General features: G+C 58.4%; 25 protein-coding genes. 12 read left to right on the top strand and 13 right to left on the bottom strand.

The window, feature by feature from the left end; genetic code table 11:
* The first annotated feature begins 27 nt into the window (after positions 1 to 27).
* The 4 genes from ACFQY0_RS16920 to ACFQY0_RS16905 all read left to right on the top strand — a co-directional run bounded on the left by ACFQY0_RS16920 (position 28) and on the right by ACFQY0_RS16905 (position 2,474).
* On the top strand, positions 28 to 567 hold the full coding sequence (locus tag ACFQY0_RS16920) for a nucleotidyl transferase AbiEii/AbiGii toxin family protein (RefSeq protein WP_379714823.1): 540 nt from the start codon (positions 28 to 30) through the stop codon (positions 565 to 567).
* Positions 567 to 776 (top strand): hypothetical protein, encoded by a 210-nt coding sequence (locus ACFQY0_RS16915; protein WP_379714821.1) that lies wholly within the window; start codon positions 567 to 569, stop codon positions 774 to 776. Before ACFQY0_RS16920 ends, ACFQY0_RS16915 begins: the two co-directional genes overlap by 1 nt.
* A 31-nt stretch (positions 777 to 807) precedes the next feature.
* Positions 808 to 1,626 (top strand): DNA-methyltransferase, encoded by an 819-nt coding sequence (locus ACFQY0_RS16910; RefSeq protein ID WP_379714819.1) that lies wholly within the window; start codon positions 808 to 810, stop codon positions 1,624 to 1,626.
* A 77-nt stretch (positions 1,627 to 1,703) separates the two neighbouring features.
* Complete coding sequence (locus tag ACFQY0_RS16905; RefSeq protein WP_379714817.1) at positions 1,704 to 2,474, top strand: Hsp33 family molecular chaperone HslO; 771 nt, start codon at positions 1,704 to 1,706, stop codon at positions 2,472 to 2,474.
* A 21-nt stretch (positions 2,475 to 2,495) separates the two neighbouring features.
* On the opposite strand, the gene ACFQY0_RS16900 is transcribed toward ACFQY0_RS16905, so the two are convergent.
* From ACFQY0_RS16900 to urtA, 7 genes are all read right to left on the bottom strand, one after another.
* The gene (locus ACFQY0_RS16900) at positions 2,496 to 2,831 is read right to left on the bottom strand and encodes an FmdB family zinc ribbon protein (RefSeq protein ID WP_379714815.1); all 336 of its coding nucleotides are present in this window, start codon (positions 2,829 to 2,831) and stop codon (positions 2,496 to 2,498) included.
* A gap of 18 nt (positions 2,832 to 2,849) precedes the next feature.
* Positions 2,850 to 4,070 (bottom strand): formamidase, encoded by a 1,221-nt coding sequence (fmdA, locus tag ACFQY0_RS16895; protein ID WP_379714813.1) that lies wholly within the window; start codon positions 4,068 to 4,070, stop codon positions 2,850 to 2,852.
* Between the two features lie 36 nt (positions 4,071 to 4,106).
* Entirely contained in the window at positions 4,107 to 4,796 is a 690-nt protein-coding gene (urtE, locus tag ACFQY0_RS16890; RefSeq protein ID WP_379714811.1) for an urea ABC transporter ATP-binding subunit UrtE, read from the bottom strand.
* An 11-nt stretch (positions 4,797 to 4,807) separates the two neighbouring features.
* On the bottom strand, positions 4,808 to 5,554 hold the full coding sequence (gene urtD, locus ACFQY0_RS16885; RefSeq protein ID WP_379714867.1) for an urea ABC transporter ATP-binding protein UrtD: 747 nt from the start codon (positions 5,552 to 5,554) through the stop codon (positions 4,808 to 4,810).
* Positions 5,544 to 6,695 carry an urea ABC transporter permease subunit UrtC gene (urtC, locus tag ACFQY0_RS16880; RefSeq protein ID WP_379714809.1) on the bottom strand — a complete coding sequence of 384 codons (1,152 nt, stop codon included), beginning with the start codon at positions 6,693 to 6,695 and terminating at the stop codon, positions 5,544 to 5,546. The genes urtD and urtC overlap by 11 nt, the downstream gene beginning before the upstream one ends.
* A gap of 36 nt (positions 6,696 to 6,731) precedes the next feature.
* Positions 6,732 to 7,661 carry an urea ABC transporter permease subunit UrtB gene (urtB, locus tag ACFQY0_RS16875; RefSeq protein WP_379714807.1) on the bottom strand — a complete coding sequence of 310 codons (930 nt, stop codon included), beginning with the start codon at positions 7,659 to 7,661 and terminating at the stop codon, positions 6,732 to 6,734.
* A gap of 130 nt (positions 7,662 to 7,791) precedes the next feature.
* A complete protein-coding gene (gene urtA, locus ACFQY0_RS16870) occupies positions 7,792 to 9,009 on the bottom strand; it encodes an urea ABC transporter substrate-binding protein (RefSeq protein ID WP_379714805.1) in 1,218 nt (405 codons plus the stop codon).
* Between the two features lie 279 nt (positions 9,010 to 9,288).
* Between urtA and ACFQY0_RS16865 the strand changes: the two genes are divergently transcribed.
* Positions 9,289 to 10,221, top strand: a complete 933-nt coding sequence (locus ACFQY0_RS16865) for a LysR family transcriptional regulator (RefSeq protein WP_379714804.1) — start codon at positions 9,289 to 9,291, stop codon at positions 10,219 to 10,221.
* Positions 10,222 to 10,246: 25 nt separating this feature from the next.
* On the opposite strand, the gene ACFQY0_RS16860 is transcribed toward ACFQY0_RS16865, so the two are convergent.
* On the bottom strand, positions 10,247 to 11,158 hold the full coding sequence (locus tag ACFQY0_RS16860) for an ABC transporter substrate-binding protein (RefSeq protein WP_379714802.1): 912 nt from the start codon (positions 11,156 to 11,158) through the stop codon (positions 10,247 to 10,249).
* A 201-nt stretch (positions 11,159 to 11,359) separates the two neighbouring features.
* On the opposite strand from ACFQY0_RS16860, the gene ACFQY0_RS16855 reads away from it, so the two are divergent.
* The 4 genes from ACFQY0_RS16855 to rpsU all read left to right on the top strand — a co-directional run bounded on the left by ACFQY0_RS16855 (position 11,360) and on the right by rpsU (position 16,947).
* The gene (locus tag ACFQY0_RS16855; protein WP_379714800.1) at positions 11,360 to 12,190 is read left to right on the top strand and encodes a fructosamine kinase family protein; all 831 of its coding nucleotides are present in this window, start codon (positions 11,360 to 11,362) and stop codon (positions 12,188 to 12,190) included.
* A 125-nt stretch (positions 12,191 to 12,315) separates the two neighbouring features.
* A complete protein-coding gene (locus ACFQY0_RS16850; protein WP_379714798.1) occupies positions 12,316 to 13,104 on the top strand; it encodes an SDR family oxidoreductase in 789 nt (262 codons plus the stop codon).
* A 206-nt stretch (positions 13,105 to 13,310) separates the two neighbouring features.
* Positions 13,311 to 16,496 carry a preprotein translocase subunit SecA gene (secA, locus tag ACFQY0_RS16845; RefSeq protein ID WP_379714797.1) on the top strand — a complete coding sequence of 1,062 codons (3,186 nt, stop codon included), beginning with the start codon at positions 13,311 to 13,313 and terminating at the stop codon, positions 16,494 to 16,496.
* A gap of 184 nt (positions 16,497 to 16,680) precedes the next feature.
* Positions 16,681 to 16,947, top strand: a complete 267-nt coding sequence (gene rpsU / locus ACFQY0_RS16840) for a 30S ribosomal protein S21 (protein WP_379714795.1) — start codon at positions 16,681 to 16,683, stop codon at positions 16,945 to 16,947.
* A 208-nt stretch (positions 16,948 to 17,155) separates the two neighbouring features.
* On the opposite strand, the gene fabF is transcribed toward rpsU, so the two are convergent.
* The 4 genes from fabF to ACFQY0_RS16820 form a co-directional block, all read right to left on the bottom strand.
* Positions 17,156 to 18,403: a beta-ketoacyl-ACP synthase II gene (gene fabF / locus ACFQY0_RS16835; RefSeq protein ID WP_379714793.1), complete on the bottom strand. Its 1,248-nt coding sequence runs from the start codon at positions 18,401 to 18,403 to the stop codon at positions 17,156 to 17,158.
* Between the two features lie 300 nt (positions 18,404 to 18,703).
* Complete coding sequence (locus ACFQY0_RS16830) at positions 18,704 to 19,450, bottom strand: hypothetical protein (protein WP_379714791.1); 747 nt, start codon at positions 19,448 to 19,450, stop codon at positions 18,704 to 18,706.
* A 5-nt stretch (positions 19,451 to 19,455) separates the two neighbouring features.
* Positions 19,456 to 19,881, bottom strand: coding sequence for an ExbD/TolR family protein (locus ACFQY0_RS16825; protein WP_379714789.1), 426 nt, complete (start codon positions 19,879 to 19,881; stop codon positions 19,456 to 19,458).
* Positions 19,878 to 20,573 (bottom strand): MotA/TolQ/ExbB proton channel family protein, encoded by a 696-nt coding sequence (locus tag ACFQY0_RS16820; protein WP_379714786.1) that lies wholly within the window; start codon positions 20,571 to 20,573, stop codon positions 19,878 to 19,880. Before ACFQY0_RS16820 ends, ACFQY0_RS16825 begins: the two co-directional genes overlap by 4 nt.
* 257 nt (positions 20,574 to 20,830) lie before the next feature.
* Between ACFQY0_RS16820 and ACFQY0_RS16815 the strand changes: the two genes are divergently transcribed.
* The 3 genes from ACFQY0_RS16815 (at position 20,831) to nusB (ending at position 23,492) form a co-directional block, all read left to right on the top strand.
* Positions 20,831 to 22,033: a bifunctional 3,4-dihydroxy-2-butanone-4-phosphate synthase/GTP cyclohydrolase II gene (locus tag ACFQY0_RS16815; RefSeq protein WP_379714783.1), complete on the top strand. Its 1,203-nt coding sequence runs from the start codon at positions 20,831 to 20,833 to the stop codon at positions 22,031 to 22,033.
* 96 nt (positions 22,034 to 22,129) lie between these two features.
* Positions 22,130 to 22,615 carry a 6,7-dimethyl-8-ribityllumazine synthase gene (ribH, locus tag ACFQY0_RS16810; protein ID WP_379714781.1) on the top strand — a complete coding sequence of 162 codons (486 nt, stop codon included), beginning with the start codon at positions 22,130 to 22,132 and terminating at the stop codon, positions 22,613 to 22,615.
* The gene (nusB, locus tag ACFQY0_RS16805; RefSeq protein ID WP_379714779.1) at positions 22,608 to 23,492 is read left to right on the top strand and encodes a transcription antitermination factor NusB; all 885 of its coding nucleotides are present in this window, start codon (positions 22,608 to 22,610) and stop codon (positions 23,490 to 23,492) included. The genes ribH and nusB overlap by 8 nt, the downstream gene beginning before the upstream one ends.
* Positions 23,493 to 23,637: 145 nt before the next feature.
* On the opposite strand, the gene ACFQY0_RS16800 is transcribed toward nusB, so the two are convergent.
* Positions 23,638 to 25,707: a Sip1-related alpha-galactosidase gene (locus tag ACFQY0_RS16800; RefSeq protein ID WP_379714777.1), complete on the bottom strand. Its 2,070-nt coding sequence runs from the start codon at positions 25,705 to 25,707 to the stop codon at positions 23,638 to 23,640.
* Positions 25,708 to 25,833: the final 126 nt, after the last annotated feature.

The raw sequence follows: 25,833 nt of genomic DNA, 5'->3' as shown, positions 1-25,833 counted from the left end.
AACCTCACCGCGAAGCGCAAACCAGTTATGGAGATCAAACGTTACCTTCCCGAATTCGCCCATTCACTTTGCACTCGCTTCGAAAGTGAAAACATCCCGCTGCTTTTGGCAGGAGGATGGGCCGTCTGCTTTCACGGATACTCTCGAACCACCCTCGACGTCGACTGGATTTGCCAGCGTTCCAACTACGAGAAAGCGTGCAAGCTGATGTCCGAACTGGGATTTGAGAAGGGATCTGATGGTATGGCTTCCCGGTTCAAGCACGCCCGCGACCCCTCGATTCCATTTACCGATCTCATCTGGGTCGATGACCCAACTTTTGAGGCGATGTCAGAGACTTCGACTCATTCCTCGCCTCCATTGCCAGTCCCAATGCTCGGATTCACCTCCCTTCTCGCCATGAAGCTGTATGCACTCAGAGACAATGAAGATCGGGGCTACAAGGACCTCCTTGATATCAGAAAGCTTCTGCGTAATAATCCTGCCGTGGTAAACGACGAACAACTTAGGCTCATGTGCGAGCGCTACGCTACCCCTCAGACTTTCGACATGATTCGAAATCCCTAATGAAAATCATCGAACTCAACCTACCGGACCTCTCCGACCATCCACCAGATCCCCACGTGGATCTCGGAGTCTACGAGGCATGGGTCCGTGGAGATGCCGCAACCCGTTGCCGTGCAAACATGACCGACGATGAAATCGCTGCTGATTTCAAGAGGAACGAAGGAAGCCAAATCGGACCATGGCCAAACTTTGGATCGTTTCAGGGCTGAATTGCGACCTGCCCAATTCGAAAAGACTCGAATGCCCACAACTTCCCTTCTCCACGGCGACTGCCTTAAAGTCCTTCCCACTCTCGACGTAGCCTCCCACGACCTCGTCGTCACCTCGCCGCCCTACAACCTCGGCATCAACTACCGGTCCTTCGACGACACCGCCAGCCGCTCCGATTTCCTCGACTGGTGCCGCGCCTGGTCCGCCGAAATCAAACGCCTTCTAACAGACGACGGATCCTTCTTTCTCAACGTCGGTGCCGCCCCTTCCAACCCGCTTTTTCCCCACCAGGTCCTTCTCGCCCTGACCGAAGAGTTCTTCGTCCTCCAGAACACTTTCCACTGGATCAAGTCGATCACCATCGAGACGCGCAAGGGTGAACAAATCAGTGCCGGGCATTTCAAGCCGATCAACTCGAAGCGCTACGTCAACGACTGCCACGAGTATGTCTTTCACCTGACAAAAACCGGCAATGTCCCCCTCGACCGGCGTGGTGCCGGGGTCCCCTATCAGGACAAGTCGAACATCGCGCGCTGGGGCCACACCGGTGGCGTGGACAAGCGTTGCCGTGGCAACACCTGGTTCATCCCCTACGACACCATCAAGTCCCGCGACAAGGATCGCCCCCACCCCGCGACTTTTCCGATTGGCCTCGTCGAGCAGTGCATCCACCTCCACGGCAAAGGCCGCGACACCCGCCTGCTCGATCCCTTTCTCGGCATTGGGACCTCCGCGCTCGCCGCCAAGCGCCAAAAGATTGCCCATTTCACCGGCATCGAACTCGACGACCACTACCTCACCGTCGCCCGAGAACGCCTCGAAGCCCCGGAGAACCAAGAGCTCTTCTAATCCGGTGCCGAGCGTTCCGATCCCCGACCGAATTTTTTGGAGTTTGAAGTTTCGGATTTAAAGTTTTCCCTCTTCCTGTGTCCGAGCAAATTTCCGTCGAAGAATTCACCAAAGTCGAATCCATCTTCGTCCGCCACCGCAACGTGCTGGCCGTCCGCGCCCAATTCACACCGATCTACACCGATCACTACCTGCACCTGATGCAGCAGAAGATCCGCCACTCCGGCGAGCTCGATCAGATGCTCAAGGACACCCTCGCGATGCTCACCCTCCACGCCGTTGCGCGCCCGTGGGCCGAGACCATTGCCTGGACGATCAATCTCCGCGCCCCGCGCGTGAACATCTTCGCCTCCGCGTCGTCGCTTGAGGAAAACATCGTCGGCCGACTTTTCACCGAAGGTGTCCGCGAGCCCGACCGGAACTTCTTCTACGCCCAGACCATCTCGGAAAAATTGCCCGAGCCGCGAATGTCCACCCTCGAAGTCGACGACCGCGATCCCCTTCACTGGGTCGAGCAGTACTACACCCAGTCCGAACAACGCCCCGCCCGCGCGTTCCGCCTCGATGACGAAGTCTTCGTCCTGATCGTCGCCCAACCGGACTTCGACGAAGAATGGTTCGCCGGACTCGATGTCGAAGCCGTCGCCCGTCTGGAAAAGGACGAGGAGACCAAGGTGCTTGAGACCCGCAAATTCCGATTCAACTGCGGCTGCAACCTCGATAAGATCCTCCCCGTCCTCGGCGGTTGGCGTGAGAAGCCAGAGGAACTCTTTGAGGGAGCCGACCAGATCACCATCCAGTGCCCCCGCTGCGCCGCCAGCTACCTCGTCACCAGAGACATGCTCTGATGACGAGAGTCGCAGCGTCTCTCAATGCCCGAGCATCCACGGTCTGGCGCTGGCCTTCTGGCTGGCCAGCTTGCCGAGTTTCGTTTCCCTGGTCCGGTTCGGGCGGATTTTTGTTCCACATCCGCAGCCTGAACCGCAGGAGTGGGACTCCCGCACCCGTGGTTCGTGACGACTCTTTTCATTGATCGCCGAAGCCTTGCGGACCAAGGGGTTCATCATCGCCAGATTCGGCGCGAGGATCAAACGTCTCGCAGGACGCTCACACATCGGACAAGCTACCGAGTCATTCCTCTGCTCCATCGACTTGAAGCAGGTGAAATCCCCGCAGTCCTCACAGCTGTAATCATAAAGTGGCATGATACTCGGGCGTAGTTGTTAGAGAACCTTGGCCAGATCGTAGCCCGGCTTCACGAGTTTGGATGGTCCGTCGGCTCCCGGTAAAATATCGAAATCGAAGATCTCACTCGGAAGCCACAAGGTCGCACAGGCATTTGGAACATCGACAATTCCGCTGATATGCCCCTCGACCGGAGCCGTGCCCAGGATTGCATAGGCCTGTTCGCCGGTGTAGCCGAACTTCTTCATGTATTCGATCGCGTTCAAGCAGGCCATCTTGTAGGAAACGAACGGGTCGAGATAGTGCTGCTTTCCCGTCTCGTCCACGGAGATTCCTTCGAAGATGATGTGGCGCTTGTACTCCGGCGTCAGTGGACTTGGCAGGAAAAGTGGATTCCGAATGGCGTACTTCTCCACACCCTTCTTGATGAGGCTGACACGGATGTCGAGGTAGCCGGCCATCTCGATCGCACCACAGAAGGTAATCTCCCCGTCGCCCTGACTGAAGTGGATGTCTCCCATCGATAGGCCACCGTCCTTCACATAGACAGGAAAATAGACCTTTGATCCCTTGGTCAGGTTCTTGATGTCGCAGTTTCCGCCATGCTCCCGAGGCGGGACCGTTCGCGCGCCCTCAGCGGCAGCCTTGTCCCGCTCATCGCCCTTCATCCGTCCCATGTGGGCGGTTGGCGACGAAGGAAGGTTGCACAGTGGTGGAACCCGATCCGGCTCGGTATCAAACAACTCCTTCTCGCGCTTGTTCCAGTCATCCAGCAACTCCCTCGAAGGGAGGCAGCCGATCAATCCCGGGTGCATCACTCCCGCAAACTCGACGTTGGGGATGTGTCGGGACGAGGTATAGATTCCATGAAAATCCCAACATGCCTTTCTCGCATCAGGATAGTGGTCCGTTAGAAACCCTCCACCGTTCGTTTTGGCAAACAGCCCGGTGAATCCCCAGTTACTTTCCTCCAAAACTCCAACATCGAGAATATCCACCACCAGCAGGTCACCCGGCTCAGCTCCTTCGACACCGATCGGTCCGCTAAGGTAGTGCACCTTCGTCAGATCCACTTCATCGATGTCCTTGGCATTGTCATCGTTCTTGATCTGTCCCCCGGTCCAGTCGATGCACTCAACGCGAAACTCATCACCCGGCTTCACCATCGCAACCATGGGAATATCGGGGTGCCAGCGGTTGTGCAGGCAATCATGGGATTCGGGAGTCGCGTCCAAGTCTACTTTAATCAGTGTTTTCATCGTTCGTTGTTTTCTGCTGTATTTGGGAAAGTTGGTTCAAACGGCGAGCATGGCCTTGATCTTATCGGCATCGACATCCTCGCGTCGGTCACGCCGGGTCAGCTTGCCTTTATCGATCACGGTCAGGCTGTCGCAGGTATCGAGGACGAAGCTCAGCACCTGCTCGCTGACGACAATCGTCAGCTTCTTCAGGTCACGAATCTCGCGCAGGCTCCTGGAAATATCCTTGATGATGGATGGCTGGATTCCTTCGGTCGGCTCATCGAGAAGCAATACGCTCGGCTTGGTCATCAGGGCGCGACCGATCGCCAACTGCTGCTGCTGGCCTCCGGAGAGGTTTCCGCCTTTGCGGTTCCGCATTTCCTGAAGCACGGGAAAGAGCGCATAGATCTCTTCCACGTCCGTTCTGTTAGGTCGACCTCTCACGCCGGAGATCAGATTCTCGTAGACACTCAGGTAGGGAAAGATCATCCGCCCCTGGGGAACGAATGCCACGCCGTTGGCAACCCGCTTGAACGAGGGCTGCTTCGTGATCTTCTTGCCGTCGACCGTGATCTCACCGCTCTTTGCAGGAATCATTCCAATCAGCGCCCGGAAGAGCGTCGTCTTCCCCATCCCGTTCCTCCCTACGATTCCGAGGATCTCCCCTTTCTCGGCACTGAAGCTGATATCGGGAATCACCACACTCTGGCCATAAGCCACCTCGAGATTTTCTACTGTAATCATAATAATAGTTTTCAGTGACCGATGTAGACCTCGATAACCTTGGGATCGTTGCTGACGGCATCCATCGAGCCTTCCGCGAGAATCTTCCCGAGATGCATCACGGTGACGCGGTCGGCGATCTCCCGCACAAACTCCATGTCGTGCTCGATCACCATCACTGAGCGATTCATCGAAATTTTCCGGATCAACTCGGCGGTGGCGGCCCGTTCCTTAACGCTCATGCCTGCGACCGGTTCGTCGAGCATGATGATCTCGGGTTCCTGCATCAGCAGCATCCCGATCTCGAGCCACTGTTTCTGACCGTGACTCAGAATGCCCGCTTCTGTGTCCATGAGCTCCAGCAGGCCGATCTCCTCGGCGACACTACGACAACGTTCAAGAATCTCCGGAGTGCGGCGGAAAAGGAGGCACCCGATGACCCCGCGTCCGGCCGGATGGGAGATTTCGAGGTTTTCGAAGACGGTCAGGTTCTCGTAGATCGATGGGTTCTGGAACTTCCTGCCGATCCCTTCGCGCACGATTCGATACTCGCGCTTTCCCCGGATCTCCTTGTTGCGGAACTTGATGCTGCCGCTCGTCGCCCGGGTCTTTCCGCAGATCAAATCCAGAACCGTTGTTTTGCCGGCCCCATTCGGCCCGATGATCACGTGCACATGGTTTCGGGTCAGATAGAAATTGAACCCATCGACTGCCTTGAAGCCATCGAATGAAACTCCAAGGTCCTCAATCTCAAGCACTGTCTCGTTCTTAATGTTCATCATGAAGGGGCTCCGATGGAGCGGTTGGTGATTTCTCCTTGCTGCGGCTCTTGGCGAATGCGGACAGCTTGTTTCCGAGAACCGGGAACTTCTCCATCAGGCCAACCAGTCCGTTCGGGAAGAACATGACCACGGCAATGAAGGTTCCCCCCATGAGATAGAGCCAGAGGTCGGGATAGGCTTCAGAGAAGGTCGTCTTCCCCCAGTTGACCACCAGACAGCCCAGGATCGCGCCCAAGACCGAAAGTCGGCCGCCGACTGCCGTAAAGATCACCATTTCAATCGAGGGAATGATGCCGATGATCGATGGAGACATGAAGCCGACCTGGAGAACAAACAGGGCTCCTCCCAGACCACTCAGCATGGCGGCGAATGCGAAGACGAAGGCGCGGATCATCGCCACATCGTAACCGGAAAAGCGGACCCGGTCCTCGCGATCGCGAATCGCGACCAGCACCCGACCCAAGCGCGTATTGATGATGTACTTCGCACCAATCGCGACAATGAACAGCAGTGTCGCACAAAGGAAATACAGGGTCTGCTGCGCCCCTTCACTGCGGATATCCCAGCCTAACAGGGTGCGAAGATCGGTAATCCCGTTCCGGCCACCGGTGTAGCCTTGATTGCCATCGATTCCCAAGGAGAAGATCAGCGCCAGAGCCTGGGTGATGATGGCGAAGTAGACGCCACCGACACGTCTCCGAAACATCGCCCATCCGATGAAATAGGCCACCACCGCGGGCACGACGAATATCGCCACGATCGTAAATGGCAGACTTTTGAAGGGCTCCCAGAATCCCGGCAATTCGGTCAACTGGTTCCAGTCCATGAAGTCGGGAATTCCGGGGGTCGACTGAATCGACGTGGTCTCCGGATCGGATGCCTCGAGTTTGAGAAACATCGCCATGCAGTAGCCACCGAGGCCGAAGAACACCCCTTGCCCGAGGCTCAGGATCCCGCAGCGCCCCCAAAGGAGCACCAGGCCGATGGCGACAAATCCGAATGAGAGATACTTGCCCACCAGGTTCAGACGGAACACCGGCATGAACAGGGGGAAGATGATGAATACCACGATGAGGAAGAGGGCGAATCCGATCGCTTCCCCTTTGGTCTTGAAGATCGTTTGAATGAAACGTGACATGATTGATATCAGGTGAGAGTGAGTGGCCGTTCTTGCCTAATGCCCGCGAACCTTGCTCGGGAACAATCCCTGGGGGCGGATCATCAGGCCGATGACGATGACCAGCAGTGTCGCGACCTTGCCCTTCGTTCCATCGAGGAAGAACTCGAGGATCGACTGGGCTTGAGCGATACCGAAGGCCGAGGCGATGGTTCCGAAAAGACTTGCGGCACCACCTCCGACAACCACCAGGAAGGCATCCACAATGTAGCGGCTTCCGCTATCCGGGCCGGTCGAACCGATGGTGGTGAAGGCCGCACCGGCGATCCCTGCGATTCCACATCCGACGGCGAAGGCAAGCCGGTCCACTCGGGCCGTATTGATTCCGACCGCTCCACTCATCTTGCGGTTCTGAACGGTCGCCCGCAGGCGCAATCCGAAGTTCGACCGGTAGAGGAATACGATCAAAGAGCCTGTCACCACGATTGATAGGCCGAGGACGAACACACCATTGATCGGAATATCCAGGTCCTCGCTGAAGCTGAATGAGCCCATCAACCAGTCCGGAAGGGTTGGGGAAACCTCTCTGGCACCGAAGATGGTCCGATAGGTTTGCTGAAGCACGAGACTCAGGCCCCAGGTCGCCAGCAAGGTGTCCAGAGGTCGGTGATACAAGTGCCGGATCATCAACCACTCGACCAGTGCGCCTAACAGGGCCGCGACGAAGAAGGCGATGATGATGGCACAGACGAAATAGTAGGGGGCGAACTCGGGAGCGAATTTCTCCGTCAGGTTCGAGCAAAGGTAAACGGTGTAGGCTCCCAAGGCCATGAATTCACCGTGGGCCATATTGATCACTCCCATTTGCCCGAAGATGAGAGCCAGTCCCAGGCCCATGAGAAGCAAGACGCTGAAAAGACTGAGGCCGGAGAAGCCCTGCATGATGAAGATACTCTGAAGCTCTTCGTTGGTATATTCACTGAACATGGCGATCCTGTGGTTGGATGATTAGGGTGAGGTTGCTAGAAAAACGGTTGGGCTTTTTCCTTGGATGGGGGGTCGGGGCAACAGCCCCGACCCCGGAATTGGAAACCCCGTGGCGGGGTCGAATAAGCGTTTACTGGTAGCCTTCCGGAAACGGGTTCGGCTTGATCAGCTCGGACTCATAGAGAACCTTCGCCTGACCGTCGGCGCCCCACTGACCGATCCGCAGCTTGCTCCAAAGGTGGTGGTTGGGATCGATCTTCACGTAACCCTCAGGAGCCGTCTTGAGCTCGATACCGGGTGATGCCGCCGCGATCTTGTCGACATCGAAGCTTCCGGCCTTTTCAACGGCAGCCTTCCACAACCAGGGGCCGAGATAGGCGGCCTGAGTCACATCACCGATCACCGAGTTCTCGCCGTACTTCGCCTTGAAGGCCTTCACGAACGCCTTGTTGTTTTCGTTATCAAGGCTCTGGAAGTACTTCATGGCCGAGTAGAAACCGACAAGGTTCTCTCCACCGATTCCAAGCACCTCATCCTCGGTCACCGAAATGGTGAGCAGGGTCTGCTTCGCGCTGGTGATCCCGGCAGCCTTGAGCTGCTTGTAGAAGGAGACATTGGAACCACCTACGACAATCGCGTAGATGACGTCCGGCTTCTTCAACTTGATCTTGTTGATCAGCGAGCCGAACTGGGTGTGTCCCAGTGCGTAGTACTCTTCACCGACGACCTTGCCACCGAGGACGTTCTCGATGTGCTTGCGGGCAATCTTGTTGGAGGTTCTTGGCCAGATGTAGTCCGATCCGATCAAGTAGAAGGTTTTCGCGGACTTCTCCTTCGCGATCCAGTCAAGGCCCGCAATGATCTGCTGGGTCGCTTCCTGGCCGGTGTAGATCACGTTCTTGGACTGCTCGAGACCCTCGTAGAAGGTCGGATAATAGAGCATCCCGTTCTCCTTCTCGAAGATTGGCAGAACGGCTTTGCGGGACGCCGATGTCCAGCAACCGAAAACGGTTCCCACCTTGTCATTGACCAGCAGCTTCTTCGCCTTTTCGGCAAAGGTTGGCCAGTCACTCGCGCCATCCTCCTTGATCACCTCGATCTTCCGGCCGAGAACACCTCCCATCTCGTTGATCTGATCAATCGCCAGCTGCTCGGCCTGAATCGATCCGGTTTCGCTGATCGCCATGGTGCCGGTAGCCGAGTGCAGCTGACCTACGGTAACCGTAGTATCTGTCACAGCCAGTCCAGTGGTGTTCACCTCCGATGTCGGGGGTGTTTCGGCCAAGGCCGTGCTAGCGAGCGCCAGCGCGAAAGTCGGAACGACTCCCTGGCGCAGAATGCCCATCATTGTTTTAGTTACTTTCATATCGTTGCTTGTTTCTGAGACGTTTCCCTTTGCTTGACGGTTCCGTCGATTTCTTGATCAGGCCGTTCACTCGATGCTTCGATGAGCGACGTGTCGAAGCCCGTAGAGCAACGCGGGTGCCGCCGTCCTTGATCGGGCCAAGTTCGAAGCTGAATTGAATTAACTTTGAAATACTCCGTCGTTCGCTCGCCTTCATTCCGCGCCCAGCAGAGTTCCGCACCAAGCCTGCATGCTTTGTGCTACCGGTGGTCCAAGCACCTCATGAAGCCGTCCACCTCACAAGCCAACCCGCCAACGGATCGCCCTCCCATTGATCTGCGGCGGCTTCAGGTCTTCATTTCGTCCGCCAAGCATCTGAGCTTCGCCGCATCCGCCCACCAGCTTCACCTGACCCCCTCCGCCGTCAGTCATGCGATCAGGGGCCTTGAAGAAGAGCTGGGCTGCGTCCTCTTCCAGCGCCATGGCCCGCGCGTGACCCTCAGCAGAGCCGGGATCCGCCTGATGCCCATCGCGGAAGAGATGCTGGCGAGAGCATTCGAAATCCACAACGAGCTGGCATCGATCGACGAGGAATCCCGCCAACTGCGTGTTGGCATTCCTGAGTTCCTTTCGACGAGCCTGCTGCCCCGCGTTGTTCCTGACTTTTTTGAATGCTTCCCGTCCTTCGCATTTGAAACCGAGTTTCTTCCACGATTAGAAGACGCAGAGCACGCCTTGAGAAATCGAACGACCGATTTGAATCTGGGGATCTGGAATGAGCTGCCCGCAGATCCGGTGCGGAGAATTCTGTTCCGATCCGAGATTCAGCTCCATGTCGCCCCCTTCCATCGCCTGGCCCGGACGAAACGACTGCAGGCCAGTGAACTCTCCGGGCAGGTTCTGCTCATTCCGGATGAGAGTGTCCTTGCCTTGCTGAAATCGTCCGGGCTTCTTGAGAAGTTTCACGCCAGTCGTCTTTGGGTGATTCCGAGTTTGGAGAGCGTGCGCGAGTTCGCACGCATGGGGCTGGGTATCGCCGTGCTCTGTTCCGAACCCTTCAATCCGTCTCCCGACGCCAGGCAATTGCATCAACTCAATGGCGCGTGGCCTCCCATCGACGTTCAGTGCTCGGCATTCTGGCCCGGCCAAACCCAGCTATCCTGGGCGGCCGAGGCATTCCTGAGTTTCATCGAATTGTCGGGCGAAAGTTCCTGACATCCACGGAGCTCAGGCGGCCCGATCAGAACGCCAGCGCCTTCGCGATCTCCGCGATTGATGCCGGTTCCATGGCGATCGACCGTCGTCTGACCAAACTCCCGAGTTGTTCTTCAAACCATTGCCCATCCGGCCCGAACTCATCGGGGAGTTGATCGATCGGGTAGCGACGAAGAGCGAGTTCGAAGAGCTCCTGGGACAGCCCGGGGCTTCCCCCTTCGGCAAGTTTTGCCGACCACCATTGAAAGGACTCCGAGTCCGAATTCAGAACCCGCCCTGCTCGGATTTCTGCCGCGAGATTCCCCGGCAGCTCCCTGAGAGGGCCAGAGACTTCTTCGCTGCACACCAGCACGAGATGCTGGGCATGCTCCCCGACGTTGAAATCCGGATCCACCTTCCCCACCCCATCCAGCTCCGCCTGAAGACCCCACGGACTTGGGGCGAGCACTCCATCCACTTCCCCCAAACTAAGCGCCTTGATCATCAGGTGCATCGGCAGAACCTTGAACACCGGAGCGCCCATGCTCGACATCTTCAGGCCATCGATCCACGACAGAATCTGTTGCTTGGTAAAACTGTGGCGGGCCTCCACTCCAAAGGACAACTGAAGACTCCCCGCAGGGCGAGCACGGCGCTTCGAAGCCGTCACCTGTTTCCACGCCGAACGGCTAAGCGCCAGCTCCATCGGGCAGGCTTTCAAAACCACAGGAACCTTCCAGTTGCGGGTTTGCCCCGGCAGCGAAAGGAGTTCGGTCACGAAGAGTTCCCAGGGCAGAAGACCCATCTGCAGGTCGCCTGTTAGAAGCGATCTCACCAGGTTGCCATAGCCCGGACAGGATTGCGGCTTCACTCCGCGCCCTGTCGCCCACCCCAGGAAAGGCAGCACTTCGAGCGAGGGAACAAAACCCGCGGAAAAATGAGGCTCTATCAGTTTCATCGCAGCCTGCCGAGCCCGCCCTTCTCTTGATAATCCAGCATCTGAAAAAGTCGTCTCCATCCTCGATGCATCCACAAGCACGCATCATGCCCCATCGGACCAGCCCGGTGAATTCGGTTAATGATGAATCGAATTCACGATCGAGGCAGACTGGAAGCCCCGCCATTTCCGCGTAAGATCACGCATCATTTCCCCTTTCGTATGCAAATTCCGTCTGAGCTGAAATCCATCGTCGCAAATCTTCCTTCGGCTCCGGACAGCTGTCCTGTTCCGCTGGGTGGCGGCTGCATTCATCGCGCCTGGAAATGGGGCCCCTACTTCATCAAGACGAACTCGGTCAGCTACGAGCGGGTATTCCAGGCGGAAGCAGACTGCCTCGCTGCGCTCCGGCTTACGGGCTCCATTCGCGTCCCCGAATTGATTTCCCGAGGGCAGACGCAGGATTCTGCCTACCTCGTTCTCGAATATCTCGACCTGCAGCCGACGGGAAACGAGGCCCGTCTCGGAGAACAACTGGCAGCGCTTCATCATCACCAACACACCGACTTCGGCTTCCCATCAGACAATTTCATTGGTGCCAGCCCACAGTCCAACCAGCACACCCGTTCGTGGACCGATTTTTTTCGCGACCAGCGGATCCTGCCCATACTTTCGGCTCTTGAAGCGAAGGGCATTTCTTTCCAGCGGGCGGACCGCTTTCTTGAGCGCCTTGCGGAGCTCTTACCTCAGAGTCCGAAGGCCTCCCTGCTTCACGGCGACCTGTGGAGCGGAAACCGGGCATTTCTCAAGCAGGGCACGCCGGTCATCTTCGACCCCGCCTGCTATTTCGGCCACGCTGCCTGCGATCTCGCCATGACCAGACTTTTCGGTGGATTCGGTCCGCAATTCTATCACGCGTATCGGAGCCATTCCGCCTTCGACGACCCATCTCTCGACGAGATCTACAATCTCTACCATCTTCTCAACCACGCGCTGCTTTTCGGCGGCAGCTACATTTCCCAAGCGGGAGACATCATTCGGCGGTTCTCCTGATCACCCACATGAATCGCCTCCTGCCGATGCCTTCGGGGATGGAAAGTCAGCAAACACGAAGATCCATTGGTGACTTGCCACGTTTCCCACTTGCAACCTCTACGCCCGCCGCCAAATCTCCGCCCATGCCAAGCGCAAATTACTTTAAGAAAATGTTCAGCCTCGAAGGGAAGACCGCCGTCGTGATCGGTGGCACCGGCGAGCTCTGCGGCACCATGGGTGTCGGCCTTGCCAAGGCGGGGGCTGAAGTCGTCATCGTCGGCCGCTCCATCGAGAAAGCCGAGAACCGCATCGCAGAAATCGAGGATGCCGGCGGAACCGCTTACTTCGTGCGTGCCGAAACCACCGACCGCGACTCCCTCAACGAGCTTCTCAACCAGGTGGTCGAGAAATCCGGCCAAGTCGACATCCTCGTCAATGGTGCCGGCGTCAATTCGCCCACCCCAGCTCTCGAGATCACCGACGAAGAGTTTCTGCGCATCCTCGACGTCAACCTCGTCGGTACCCTTCGTGCCTGCCAGATTTTCGCCAACCATTTCCTCAGCCGCGAGATCCCTGGATCCATCATCAACCTCGGCTCGATTTCCGGACTGAATCCTCTCTCGCGGGTATTTTCCTACTCGGCCAGCAAGGCTGCCGTCCACAACCTCACCCGCAACCTCGCCCGCGAGTGGGCAGACCGCGATATCCGCGTCAACACCCTGGTCCCCGGCTTCTTCCCCGCCGAGCAGAACCGAGCCGTGCTGGACGAGTCGCGCGTGCTGGAAATCATGCGTCACACCCCGGCCAGCCGCTTCGGCAACCCCGAAGAACTGATCGGCGCGACCTTGCTGCTCGCCTCGAATGCCGCGGGTGGCTTCATCACCGGCACCGAAATCGTCGTCGATGGTGGCTTCAATGCCATGTCGATCTGATCAAAGTGGCGCATTTCCCCCCGCGCCACCACGTTCCCCATCGCTTGTTGCGGTGGGGAGAGGGAGCAGGCGGTCTTGAGCCGCCTGTTCATGCCTTTACAAAATCCGCGGAAACCTTCGCACCGTGCCACTTGCGCCGGGGGCAATGACGGTGTATGGCGTCCGCCTCAGCGGCTGATATCAAGCCTCTCAAAACAATTTCTCACATGATCAAGTGGATCCTTCAGAAAATCGTTGGCTCAAAGAACCAACGCGAATTGCGCCGAATCAAGCCAACCGTAGAGCGCATCAAGGAGATTGAAGAAGCGCTCCAGCAGGAGTCCGAGGGAAAGCTCCTCGAATTCACCGAGAAGTGGAAAACCCACCTCGCCCGCTATCACGACCTCGATGCCCCGGCCAAGCCCGCCCTTGAGCGCATGGATGCGGCCGACCTGGAGGAAACGGCCAAAATTGTCGAAGCCCGCATCGCCTCCCTCCGCGAAGAATTTCCACAGCTGCCCGCATCCGTTGAGGCCAAGGTCGATTCGATCGAAGCGGCAAAGACCGCCTTCCGCGAAGTCGAACCGGAATTCCGTCAGGCCCGCGCCCGCTACCTCGATCAGATCCTCCCCGAAGCCTACGCGGTGGTGAAAAACGCCGCACGCCGGATGTGCGGATCCAAGATCATGGTCAATGACCACGAACTCGCCTGGGAAATGGTCCACTTCGACGTCCAGCTCGTCGGTGGCATCGCCCTCCACAAGGGCATGATCGCGGAAATGCAGACCGGTGAAGGAAAGACCCTCGTCGCCACCCTGCCCGTCTATCTCAACGCCCTCACCGGCCTCGGCGTTCACATCGTCACCGTCAACGACTACCTCGCGCGTCGTGACTCCGAATGGATGGGAGCCCTCTATAAGTACCTCGGTCTCACCGTCGGCTGCATTCAGAACCAGATGCCCCCTTGGGAACGCCGCGAACAGTACCAGTGCGACATCACCTATGGCACCAACTCGGAGTTCGGTTTCGATTACCTCCGGGACAATGGCATGGCCTCCTCGAAAGAGGATCAGGTCCAGCACGGGCACTACTTCGCCGTGATCGACGAGGTCGACTCCATCCTCATCGATGAAGCCCGGACGCCGCTGATCATTTCCGGTCCATCGACCGTCTCCAGCCACCAGTTCGATCGCTACAAGCCACTCGTCGAGCAGCTCGTCAAACGCCAGACGGCGCTCTGCAACGACCTGGTCGTCGAGGGCAAAAAGGCGCTCGAAGACGAAGACCTCGAAGCCGCCGGCCGCGCGCTTTTCAAAGTCAAACTCGGTCAGCCGCGCAACCGTCAGTTCATGCGCCTGATGCAGGAGCCGGACGTCCGCCGCCTGATGGAGAAAACCGAGCTCTCCTTCTATCAGGACGCCCAAAAGAAGGCCCTCTTCGATCTGAAGGAGGAACTTTACTTCACCATCGACGAAAAAGCACACGACGCCGATCTGATGGAGACAGGCCGCCTGTTCCTCTCACCCGACGAGCCGGAATCCTTCGTCCTTCCCGACCTCGGCACCCTCTACGCCGAGATCGACGCCGACCCCGAACTCACGGACGAAGAGCGCTCGATCAAGAAGGAAAAGCTTCAGGAGAAGCTCGATCATCAGGCTGAAAAGATGCACAACATCTCTCAGCTTCTGAAAGCCTACTGCATCTACGAAAAGGATGTGCAGTACGTCGTCACCGAAGGAAAGGTCGTCATCGTTGACGAAAACACCGGACGTGAAATGGCCGGCCGCCGCTGGTCGGACGGCCTTCACCAGGCGGTCGAGGCCAAGGAAAACGTCGCCATCGAGAAGGAGACGCAGACCTACGCGACGATCACCATTCAGAACTACTTCCGTCTTTACGAAAAGCTCGCCGGCATGACCGGAACCGCTGAAACCGAAGCGGCCGAGTTTTCCGACATCTACAAGCTCGACGTTCTGCCGATTCCCACGAATCAGCCGAACAAGCGTGAAGACCTCAACGATCAGGTCTTCAAGACCCGCCGCGAGAAATACAACGCCGTGGTCGCCAAGATCGAGGACGCCCACAAGAAAGGCCAACCCGTCCTCGTCGGCACCGCATCCGTCGAAGCTTCGGAGACCGTTTCGCGCATGCTCAAGCGCGCCAAGATCCCGCACAACGTGCTGAACGCCAAGTACCACATGCAGGAAGCCGAGATCATCTCCAATGCCGGACAGCGCGGCGGAGTCACCGTTTCCACCAACATGGCGGGCCGCGGAACCGATATCAAACTCGGCGAAGGCGTCGCCGAAGTCGGAGGCCTCTTCGTGATCGGCACCGAGCGCTACGAATCACGCCGTGTCGACCGCCAGCTGCGCGGTCGTTGCGCCCGTCAGGGTGACCCGGGCATGAGCCAGTTCTACATCTCGTTTGAAGATGACCTGATGCGGAACTTCGCCGCGGCCGACCGCATGACCTCGATGATGGAGCGCTTCGGCATGGAAGACGGCGAAGCCCTCGAGCACTCGTGGCTCAACAAGTCCGTCGAAACCGCCCAGAAGCGCGTCGAGCAACGCAACTACACCTGGCGGAAGCGGGTGCTTGAGTTTGACGACGTGATGAACAAGCAGCGTGAAGTCGTTTACGGCTACCGCAACGAAGCCCTCAGCACGGAAAACCCGCGTGACCTCGTCAACGAAGTCATCGACAAGGTGATCCCCGAAAAGGTCGGCGAGTTCTTGAACGACCGCGATGAAGAATCGCCGGACTACAACGAGCTGATGCACTGGGTCAACATGACCCTGCCCATCCGCGTCACCCCGGAAGATCTCGACGTCACCAAGAAGTCGGCCGAAGAGATTTCCGAATTCCTCGTTAGCCGAGTCAAGGAGACCTACGACCTCCGCACCCGCGACCTGCCACCCGAGATTCTTGATTCCGAGGAGCGCCGGATGATCATGGTGGCGATCGACAAGCAGTGGCAGGCCCACCTTTACAACATGGACGCCCTGCGCGAAGGCATCACGCTGCGCGCCCAGGGTCAGAAGGATCCGCTGATCGAGTATAAGAACGAAGCCTACAACCTCTTCGTCACCTTGATGGGCAGCATCGAACAGGAGGCCCTGCAGAATCTCTTCCGCTCGGCCGCCAAGATTGAGCAGTTCCTCAATCAGCTTCATAGCGCACCGCAAAATCTCCAGAGCGCCGGTCAGGCCGAAATCTCGGAGGCGAACGTCGCCAGCTCCGGCAGCTCGGCCGCGATTGATCCTTCGAGGATTCCTGGAAGCGGCCAGTTCAAGCTGAACCTGCCAAAGCGCCGTCCACCAAGCTTCAATATCGATACGGTTGGCCGCAATGCCGACTGCCCCTGTGGCTCCGGGAAGAAGTTCAAGCAATGCTGCGGCAGAGAAGCGTAGCCTCACCGGCCGTCGCCCTCTCCGATCTCTGGACCAGGAGATCGGCGGTTGGGCAGGCCAGTTGGCGAAATCCCCATCAATTAAGGAAAAATCCTCCAATTCGGGCCAATTCCTGCCTTGACAAGGTAGCCCGATCCAACGAGCCTCCGCGCCCGACCTAAAAGGAACGTAGAAAGAACTAAGAATGAGCGACCAAGATATCCGTGGAGTAAGCGTCAAAAAAGGCGAACCGGTAGACCGTGCCCTGAAACGCCTGAAGACCAAGCTGGATACCGAGGGCATCCTCGAGGAAATGCGTCGCCGTCGTGCTTTCGAATCCCCTACCCAACGCAAGATTCGCAAGATGCGCACCGCGCCGAAGCGTCACAAGGTCCGTTGGCGTTACGTGAGCGCCGGTCAGGAAGCCAAGGCTGAAGAAGCCGCTGCTGCCCGCGCTGCTGCCCAAGCCTGAAGCTCTCACGAGCCTACCCATTTCAAACGACGGACACCGGAGACGGTGTCCGTTTTTTTGTGCCCTGTTAGTTACCGGACTGAAGCAGCCGACCAGTTGGCGCGAATCCGTAAGCGGCCTTCGCCGTCACTCCCTTACAGAGCCTCCGGAACTCCAGACAGCAGGGAGCAGAGCCGGTCCTTCGACCAACTCCCCCCTTCCCTTCAGCTTACGCAAAGCGCTTCACCAGCAGCGAGGCATTGTGACCTCCGAAGCCGAAGCTGTTGCTCAGGGCGATGTCGACCTTCGCTTCGCGTGCGACCTTTGGTACGTAGTCCAGATCGCACTCGGGATCCGGGTTGTCCAGGTTGATGGTCGGAGGAATGATGCCATCACGGATGGCCATCAGACAAGCGGCCAACTCCACGCCACCCGCAGCGCCCAGCAGGTGACCCGTCATGGACTTGGTCGAACTGACGAGCAGCCCGTTCTTCGCGTGATCCTTGAAGGTCCGCTTGATCGCCTTGGTTTCGCACACGTCACCGAGCCCCGTGGAAGTGCCGTGGGCATTCACATACTGCACGTCTTCCGGATTCACTCCACCGTGATGAAGGGCCATGTCCATGCAACGGCTTGCGCCCTCACCTTCCGGATGCGGAGAGGTCAGGTGGTAGGCATCGGCACTGATGCCGTAGCCGATCAGTTCCGCGTAAATTTTGGCACCCCGCTTCTGGGCGTGCTCAAGCGTCTCAAGCACCACCACGCCAGCCCCTTCACCCATCACGAAGCCATCACGGTCGACGTCGAAGGGACGTGACGCCCGCTGCGGGTCATCATTGCGGGTGCTGAGGGCCTTCATGTTGCCGAATCCGGCGAGGCCACAGGGGAGAATGCTCGCTTCAGCACCACCGGCAATCATCACATCGGCATCGCCGAACTTCATGATACGCCAGGCTTCACCGATCGAGTGATTGGAAGTCGCACATGCCGTCACGATCGACATGTTTGGACCGCCGAATCCAAATTCCATTGAGAAAATTCCGCTGGAAATGTTCGCGATCATCATCGGGATCAGGAAGGGCGAGACGCGGCCGATCTTTCCTTCCACGATCTTGCTGTGCTCGTTTTCAAGCGTGCCGAGACCTCCAATGCCACTGCCGAGCATCACGCCGGTGCGGAATTTATCGACGGCCTCGGGATCAATCGCCGAATGATCCAATGCCATGCGCGCGGCGGCCACCGAAAGCTGCACATAGCGGTCAGCGCGGCGACAATCCTTGGGATTTTTGAAGTAGGTTTCCGGCTTGAAGTCCTTCACCTCGCCGGCAATCTGGCAGCCATAGGGCTCGGGATCGATATGGGTCACCCGCGCAATCCCGCTGCGGCCCGCCTTCATGGCGTCCCAAGTGCTTTCCAGGTCGTTGCCCAATGGGCTGACACAGCCGATTCCAGTGATGACGATTCGTCTTTCGCTCATGAGTTGTTTGCGCGAGGCAGGTTTAGTCGTGCTTAGATGCTGCTTCCGGGGGTGGCAAGCCTCATCCCAATGCCTGTGGTCCGCCTCGATTGGTTTTTGCCCCGCATTCCGGGCAGTTCACCTCGGCCTGACGTCCAGAGTCTTCAAAAACCGCCAAACATAGCCGACAGACGATCCGATGTCGCAACGAACTTTTCTCCGCATGACTCGCAGCCCAGCGGGAAATCCATGCGAAGGACACGACACTGAGCATGGCCACTCCAATGACCACGAAGGCCAACTCTGTCAAAGTAACTTCGATCATGGCTCCACTGTGGATTCCACGACCAACCAGCCGTCCTTATCCTGATGATCTCTCACGCGCGCCCGCCCAAGCCAGCCCACCAGATCGGCAGGTGTGTCTTCCGGACTCAGAGGCGTGACTTCCCTCACCCTTCCATCGGACTGATACCCCACCAGAAAACGCCTCCCCGATGCAGCGACCGCATCTTTCGCCGCCAGCGGTAAGCGGGGCAATTGCAGGGACGGTCCCTTCCCTGAGCGAATCACCCTGGCACCGAGCGTCGTCTCGCGAGCCTGTTCGAATACCCGCTTTTTCGAAACCTCCGGGAGCGGGGGAAAGTAACCCATCTCGGCTTTCGTCCTCTCAGGAGGCGCCCCGAGGCTCAGTTCAAGTGGCAAGGGCTTGGATTGATACGGGATTCGGTCGCGACCCGCCTCACGCAAGGCCTGGCCTCGCAGCGCCGCGTATGCCGGATCGGCTGCGGGATTCCACGGGAATGGATACGGCCCGGCCTCGATCGCCAGCGCCTCAAGCCAGTGCCCCCCGCCCTCACTGGGTACCAGCACCAGGCTCGCACGCTGCTTTTCCCGGGGCAATTCCTGCGCACCCCGCACCCTGACAAGGGTCGCCAGTCCCACCGAAACCAAGCCCACCAGCAGCACTGCCAGCACCAGCGACGCCTTGCTTGTCAGGGACACCCGCCAACTGAAAACCAGGCCTGATTCCTGATCCTGACGTTGGAGTTTGGAGCGCGCACGAAACATCGGATCTACTTTAACTCTTCTGACTTCATCGGACGACCGAGAAGATACACCCGGAATCCTTGCTGCAAGGCAGCCTCTGCCACCATGCGTTCGTATGAAGCCGGAATCTCGGAATCCGACCGAATATAAACAGTGGGGACCGCCGCAGATTTTTCGCGTCGCTCCGCCAACTGACGGATCATGTCCGCCTCCGTCACGCGCTGCCTCTCGAGCCAGATCACCGCTGGATCGCCCTGAGTAATCGTGATCACCGCAGCATTCGGATCACGTTCGACCTGATAGCGCGACATCGGCATCTCGACCCGCACTCCCGAGAAGGTCACAAACGATGGCCCCAGAAGGATGAACACCAAAAGCAGGGCGAACAAATCGAACAACGGAATCGCGTGCAGAAAGCCCGCCCTCTCCGGCAATGTACTGACCAGCTTCATTTCTTGGGCTCCGGACGGTCGCGATCTCCGATGCTATCACGAATCAGCACCATGCCTTCCTCAGCACGGGCGTCGCAGACGATGTTCACCATTTCGATCCCCGTGCGCTCAATGCGGTGGAAAAGCCGCCTCGCCCTTGCGTGAAAGTAGACGTAGAAGAGATAGGAAGGTATCGCCACGATCAGACCGAACGCTGTCGACACCAGAGCCTGAAATACCCCTTCCGAGAGATCCACCGAAACCGTGCCTTCGCTCTGCTGGCGCAACCCTTCAAAGAGATCCGTGAGCCCCAGAATGGTTCCCAGCATCCCGACCAGCGGCGCGATGAGCGAAATTGCCAAAATCGCCCGCAGGTTCTTCTCGATCCGCGGAACCTCGAGCTGCCCCGCTTCCTGCGCCACATCCCGCAAATCCCGGCGATCCAGATGGTGTCGCAGCAGGACGGCATGAGCGACCCGAGCCACCGGACCCGGGGCACGCGCCGCCTCATGCAAGGCCTCCGCATAGGCCTTGCGGCGCACATGGTTCGAGAAACCGACCAAAAGATCCCCGACATTGATCCGGGCGCGGTGAAAGAAAAACAGCCGCTCAATGACGAACACCGCCCCGAAAAACGCCAAGGCAAGCTGAAGCCAAATGATCGGGCCTCCTCTTTCGAGAAGCCCTGACGGATCGAACAATTCGGTCGGCATGGAGGGAGCCTAACGACTTGCACCCGCCTTTGACCAGCACGACGAAGAAGAAACCCACCGCTCGTCCCCCGCCTCGATGCCGGCGTGAAAAGCCTGCAGGATCTTCGAAATCTTTCGAAGCGTCATCTTCCGCTCTCCTTCATCAGGGATGATCCAATCGCGAAAATGACCACGGATTTCGGATCGCCTGAATCCCACCGATCCTGCGAATTCCCCCACTTGACCACCGCCCGTCGAGCAGCGAGTCTCCACCGCCCATGGCAACCGCCCTTCAATTCAGTCCGATCGACGAAATCATCGCCGATGTCGCCGCAGGGCGCATCGTCATCGTCGCCGATGACCCTTCACGCGAGAATGAGGCCGATCTCATTGCCGCAGCCTCCCTCTGCACCCAGGAAACCGTTTCGTTCATGGCCACCCACGGCCGTGGGCTGATCTGTGCACCGATCACCGAGGAGCGGGCCGAAGAACTCGACCTCGCTCCGATGACCCGCCGCAATCGCGAGGTCCAACGCACCGCCTTCACCGTGACGGTTGATGCCGCCAAGGGCATTACCACTGGGATTTCCGCTGCCGATCGCGCCCTCGGCATGAAGCTCCTCGCCGATCCCGATGCCGGACCCGACGACTTTGTACAACCCGGCCACATCTTTCCTCTCCAAGCTCGCGCCGGAGGCACCCTGCGGCGCGCCGGCCATACCGAGGCCGCTGTCGATCTCGCTCGCCTTGCCGGCCTTCCCCCCGCCGGCGTCATTTGCGAAATCATGCACGACGACGGCAACATGGCCCGCGTCGGTGATCTCGGAGAATTTCAGGAAACGCACGGCCTCAAGGCCTGCACCATCGCGCAACTCATCGAGTGGCGTCGGCGTTCCGAGAAGCTCGTGGTTTGCGAGGAGGTCATCAAGCTGCCCACCGATCATGGCGAGTTTGACTGCCACCTCTACCGCATTGAGACCGATGGCTCGCATCATCTCGCTCTCAGCCGCGGTGAAATCGATCGCGAAAAGCCCACCCTCGTTCGCGTTCACTCCGAGTGCCTCACCGGCGATGTTTTCGCCTCGAGTCGCTGCGATTGCGGAGGTCAACTTCACGACGCCATGGCGCGCATCGCCGAAGAAGGAGGCGTGCTTCTCTACCTTCGTCAGGAAGGACGTGGCATCGGACTGGCTGCCAAAATCCACGCCTACAAGCTTCAGGAGCAGGGACTCGACACCATCGAAGCCAACGAAAAGCTCGGATTCTCTGCTGACCTTCGCGACTACGGCATGGGCGCCCAAATCCTTCAGGACATCGGACTCGGAAAAATCCGCCTGATGACCAACAACCCGAAGAAGGTGGTCGGACTCGAAGGCTACGGGCTTGAAATCGTCGAGCAACTTCCCATCAGCCGTCCCTCGAACCCCCATAACGAGCGCTACCTGGAGACCAAGCGCAGCCGGATGGGCCATAGCATTTGAAGAATCTTGATTCTGGCTTGTCCCCCCGTTGACAACCACGCTCCCGCCCGCCATACCCCGACCATGTCCTCGGCGCTCCCGCCTCAACCCCGAATCATGGGCCAACGTGTCCGTGTGTGCATCGTCGCTGCGAAATATAACGAACAGTTCGCAGACGCCCTTGTCGAAAACACCGTCGATGAAATCGGCGTGCTGATGCCTTCCACACGTGTCGATTTGATTCGTGTCCCTGGTGCCTTTGAAATCCCAGTTGCCGTCGCCACGGTGCTTGAGCGTGAAAAGCCGGCCGCCATCATCGCTCTGGGTGTCATCATCAAGGGTGCCACCGCCCATGCCGACCTCGTCGCCGGTTCGGTCACCCAGTTCCTACAAGGACTCGCCGTCGAACACCGCGTGCCGGTCATCAATGAAGTCCTTCTCGTTGATGACGAGAAGCAGGCTTATGCCCGCTGCATTGGCGCCAATCTCAACCGTGGCAAGGAAGCCGCCCGGGCCGCCGCTTCCATGGTCGATGTCTTCCATGAACTCGATCGAACCATGCCTAAAGACACCGGTAGGGCGAAAAAAACACGACATGCTTAGCCGTCGCCAAATCCGCGAAGCCGTCGTGCAGTTTCTTTACTGTGCGGACCTTGAAGGCGGTGCCGATCCAGCATCCCTTCGTGAGCCATTCTGGCAATTCGTTACAGAGTCAGACCGTCGCGCGCTCATGCTCGCAACGTGGAAGACCATCCACCACCTGAGTGTCAGCCGCGAACAGCGGCACAACGAATTCGCCGAACGACTCCCCGCCGCCTCGGCCATCCTGCGCGCCGATCCGAACACAGAGAAAGTCTCCATTCTCCTTGATCGCATTGCTTCACTCGAAAGTGAATGGTCCTCCCAGCTGGCCACCCTTTCCCGGATCCCACGCAACGACGACGATGACTCCGTCAGCACCCGTTTCGAAGAAGCCATCGGCAAGCTCTTCCGAATCGACCGCGACCTATCATCTTCGATCAAGCGCTTCTTCGAGATGCTTCTGGATCACCCCCGCAAGGGCAAGCAGCTCGAAGCCATCACCGGCAGTCTCCGTCGCCTCGACCGAATCTCCGATCGCATGCGCATGATCGAAAGCCCCGAGGATTTCCCGGAGCGCACCGAGCTCGCCAAGATCCGGGACACACGAGTCTCAATCCAGGCACTCCGCGACGAAGCTAACCGCATGACGGACTCGGTGCTCGGTGAAAAGGAAAGCATCGACGAGCGGCTTCATACCGTCATCGAGAACTTCTCGCCTGAGCGAATCGACCCCATCGACCGGGCGATCCTGCGCCTTGCCACCTGGGAGATCCTCCACGATCCCGAGGTCCCGGCCCCGGTTGCCATCAATGAAGCCATTGAACTCGCCAAACGATTCGGAACTTCCGATTCCGGCCGATTCGTCAACGGCGTGCTCGATAAGGTCGCCAAGAGCTGAGAGCTGGCGCGACGGGATGAGGACATCCTGGCTCAGTTGGGAAATTCACGGAAGCTCACCCTCGTATCGCTCGGGCCGATCGCGCGAGGCATCATTCAGGAGCAGGGCTCCCACCCGGCTCACTCGCCGAACAGGAATCCATGGTTCATCGGGTGATGCGAATCTCGCGCTCTCCCTCCTCTACCGGAAGTTCGGCGAGATAGAGCCCGCCGCCAAGCGGCTCGAACGACGCGCCCTCCATTTTCGGCGCTTCCTTTCCGCTCCATACCAGAAGTGGCCCGGATTCCATCAGGGTGAAGGTCAGCTCACTTTCGCCAGCCGATTTCACCTTCACCGCCGCAGCCGGCAGGTACTTGTCGCTGCGGCCGATCACCGCCCAGTCCTGGGTTTTTGGATAAAGCAGGTAAAGCCGGGCATCGAAGGTTGGAATCTCGGTCGTGAAACCTTCTCCCAGATCGACTACCGACCGGGACTCCCGATCATACACCAGCAGGCCGTCGGAAGGAGGCATCCATGGACGTCCCTCCGCCAGCAATTCTCCGGCATGACGATAGTCCGGCGCCTTGAACCCGCTGGTCAGCGCCTTGCCGCTCTCGGAGAAATTGAACAGGGCAATTGCCGCCACCCCATCCTCCAGCGGCGCCACCACGCGGAAGACTTCATCATTCCGGAAGGGATGGATGAAGAAGCTCTCCGGCAGCAAGGTCGCCGGTGCTGAAGTGCGGAGGAGCTTGCCGTTTACGTAGGCAAACGGGATCAACACATCCGCGTCAATCTTCGAGGGCTCGTCCGAAATGTAAACCGGCCCGCCCGAAATCGCGCGCGCGATCGCCATCGGATGAACGTCCCGCTCGTCATGCGAATGGAACATGTCGAGATCACCCCAGACGGTTTGGCTCAACCACAGGTGATTGGCAAAACTCTGGTAGGTGTTGCACTTGTTCTTATCCTTGTCGGCCTGGTTGTAATCCGGGCTCGAGCGCGTCAGGGCGCTGTGGCTGAACTGCAGCGAGTTGATGTTAGGCTGGGAAATGCAGTTGAGGAGCGGCAGCCCGTTTGCCTTGCATGCCTCCTCCAGCGCGGCGTTGTGATACTGTGAGGCTCGTGCGGCATTGCCCATCCCTCCATAAAGATCGAAAGCCTTGGTCTGAAAGTCGACCTTGGTAAAATCGAAGCCGTTTTCCACCGCATCGCGCGCCATCATGTCGTGAAGCGCCTTGGCGGCCTCCGGCGTTTCCGCGGGAACCAGGTAGGCGCCCTTCACCAGACTCTTCGGCGTCGTTACCATGCCCGGGACCAAATCATCCCTCAGGTCATCCATCTTATGATCCGGCGAAATGCCCTCCATGTATCCGAGCATGTTGCGCCAGATTCCGATCCATTTGATGCCGTTCTCATTTTTCAGATCGGTCACCGGACCCCAGCCATTGGGGAACTTTTTCGGTAGTGGGTCGAGGCTGACGAGCTTGCGGCCCATCTCCGTGAAATAGCCATCATCCACCATGACCCAGCGAAACGGTGCCTCCGAAGCCTCAAGGGACCTGGTCGCATCCGTAATGACCTTCTCGGAAATGTTCCGCTTGTAGTGCTCCCACGAGCACCAACCCAGATAACCGTAAGGTTCTTCCGGAAAGGCTTTCCCGGAACGTGGCTTGGCAGCGACATGACCGGATTCAAACACCTGCTTCCACACCGACGATGTCGCCGCGTAGGGAGAATCACCATAGGCCCAGATTACCAGCGGCACCTCACCTTCCACCTCGTCACGGCCGAAGTTTCCGGACTTCAGGAGCAACTTGCCGCCCTCGACAAAAAACTGCCCGTAAACCTCCTCCGAAGTCATCGGCAGCAGTGCCAGGTAGCGGTCATCCTTCAGTTCGAGCAGCATGAACTGCCCCTGCTGCACATTGGTGTGTGACTTGCGGGTTTTGGATGGCTTGTAGGACTGCAGATCTTCGACCGAATCGAAGGCCACGGCCTCAACCCGATTACCGCGAGCGACGCCGCCGGAAAACGGCCGGAAATAGGCACCTCGCTTGAACTCGGGCAACTTGATCTCCCGGGTCATCACGATACCAGCCTTGTCAGGCTTGGTTGATGTCAGCTTCTCGACCACAAAGCCTGACTGCTTGTCCGAAACAACGATGGGATTCGCGCCGATCAGCGAGGAGGCAAGGACGAGGCTTGAGGTAATTGTCGTTAACAGGGTCTTCATGGGTAAGTCGTGATCGTGAGGGCCGGCGTGCCGATCGATTTCTCGATACGCATCAACGGCAGTAAACTGGGGAGTTCCTTGCGATTTGCAAAGCCTCTCCCCATCATTCATCATTTTGGATTCGGG

The sequence above is a fragment of the Haloferula chungangensis genome, assembly GCF_042664875.1.
GTDB classification, from domain to species: Bacteria; Verrucomicrobiota; Verrucomicrobiia; order Verrucomicrobiales; family Akkermansiaceae; genus Haloferula; species Haloferula chungangensis.
Note: the sequence above shows the minus strand (reverse complement) of the source record. Positions and strands in the feature narration are given on the sequence as shown.

Bases quoted from the DNA above. Each gene is read 5' to 3' on its own strand.
- ACFQY0_RS16920 (WP_379714823.1), top strand. From the start codon at position 28: ATGGAGATCAAACGTTACCTTCCCGAATTCGCCCATTCACTTTGCACT.
- ACFQY0_RS16915 (WP_379714821.1), top strand. From the start codon at position 567: ATGAAAATCATCGAACTCAACCTACCGGACCTCTCCGACCATCCACCA.
- ACFQY0_RS16910 (WP_379714819.1), top strand. From the start codon at position 808: ATGCCCACAACTTCCCTTCTCCACGGCGACTGCCTTAAAGTCCTTCCC.
- ACFQY0_RS16900 (WP_379714815.1), bottom strand. From the start codon at position 2,831: ATGCCACTTTATGATTACAGCTGTGAGGACTGCGGGGATTTCACCTGC.
- fmdA (WP_379714813.1), bottom strand. From the start codon at position 4,070: ATGAAAACACTGATTAAAGTAGACTTGGACGCGACTCCCGAATCCCAT.
- urtE (WP_379714811.1), bottom strand. From the start codon at position 4,796: ATGATTACAGTAGAAAATCTCGAGGTGGCTTATGGCCAGAGTGTGGTG.
- urtD (WP_379714867.1), bottom strand. From the start codon at position 5,554: ATGAACATTAAGAACGAGACAGTGCTTGAGATTGAGGACCTTGGAGTT.
- urtC (WP_379714809.1), bottom strand. From the start codon at position 6,695: ATGTCACGTTTCATTCAAACGATCTTCAAGACCAAAGGGGAAGCGATC.
- urtB (WP_379714807.1), bottom strand. From the start codon at position 7,661: ATGTTCAGTGAATATACCAACGAAGAGCTTCAGAGTATCTTCATCATG.
- urtA (WP_379714805.1), bottom strand. From the start codon at position 9,009: ATGATGGGCATTCTGCGCCAGGGAGTCGTTCCGACTTTCGCGCTGGCG.
- ACFQY0_RS16865 (WP_379714804.1), top strand. From the start codon at position 9,289: ATGAAGCCGTCCACCTCACAAGCCAACCCGCCAACGGATCGCCCTCCC.
- ACFQY0_RS16860 (WP_379714802.1), bottom strand. From the start codon at position 11,158: ATGAAACTGATAGAGCCTCATTTTTCCGCGGGTTTTGTTCCCTCGCTC.
- ACFQY0_RS16855 (WP_379714800.1), top strand. From the start codon at position 11,360: ATGCAAATTCCGTCTGAGCTGAAATCCATCGTCGCAAATCTTCCTTCG.
- ACFQY0_RS16850 (WP_379714798.1), top strand. From the start codon at position 12,316: ATGCCAAGCGCAAATTACTTTAAGAAAATGTTCAGCCTCGAAGGGAAG.
- secA (WP_379714797.1), top strand. From the start codon at position 13,311: ATGATCAAGTGGATCCTTCAGAAAATCGTTGGCTCAAAGAACCAACGC.
- rpsU (WP_379714795.1), top strand. From the start codon at position 16,681: ATGAGCGACCAAGATATCCGTGGAGTAAGCGTCAAAAAAGGCGAACCG.
- fabF (WP_379714793.1), bottom strand. From the start codon at position 18,403: ATGAGCGAAAGACGAATCGTCATCACTGGAATCGGCTGTGTCAGCCCA.
- ACFQY0_RS16830 (WP_379714791.1), bottom strand. From the start codon at position 19,450: ATGTTTCGTGCGCGCTCCAAACTCCAACGTCAGGATCAGGAATCAGGC.
- ACFQY0_RS16825 (WP_379714789.1), bottom strand. From the start codon at position 19,881: ATGAAGCTGGTCAGTACATTGCCGGAGAGGGCGGGCTTTCTGCACGCG.
- ACFQY0_RS16820 (WP_379714786.1), bottom strand. From the start codon at position 20,573: ATGCCGACCGAATTGTTCGATCCGTCAGGGCTTCTCGAAAGAGGAGGC.
- ACFQY0_RS16815 (WP_379714783.1), top strand. From the start codon at position 20,831: ATGGCAACCGCCCTTCAATTCAGTCCGATCGACGAAATCATCGCCGAT.
- ribH (WP_379714781.1), top strand. From the start codon at position 22,130: ATGGGCCAACGTGTCCGTGTGTGCATCGTCGCTGCGAAATATAACGAA.
- nusB (WP_379714779.1), top strand. From the start codon at position 22,608: ATGCTTAGCCGTCGCCAAATCCGCGAAGCCGTCGTGCAGTTTCTTTAC.
- ACFQY0_RS16800 (WP_379714777.1), bottom strand. From the start codon at position 25,707: ATGAAGACCCTGTTAACGACAATTACCTCAAGCCTCGTCCTTGCCTCC.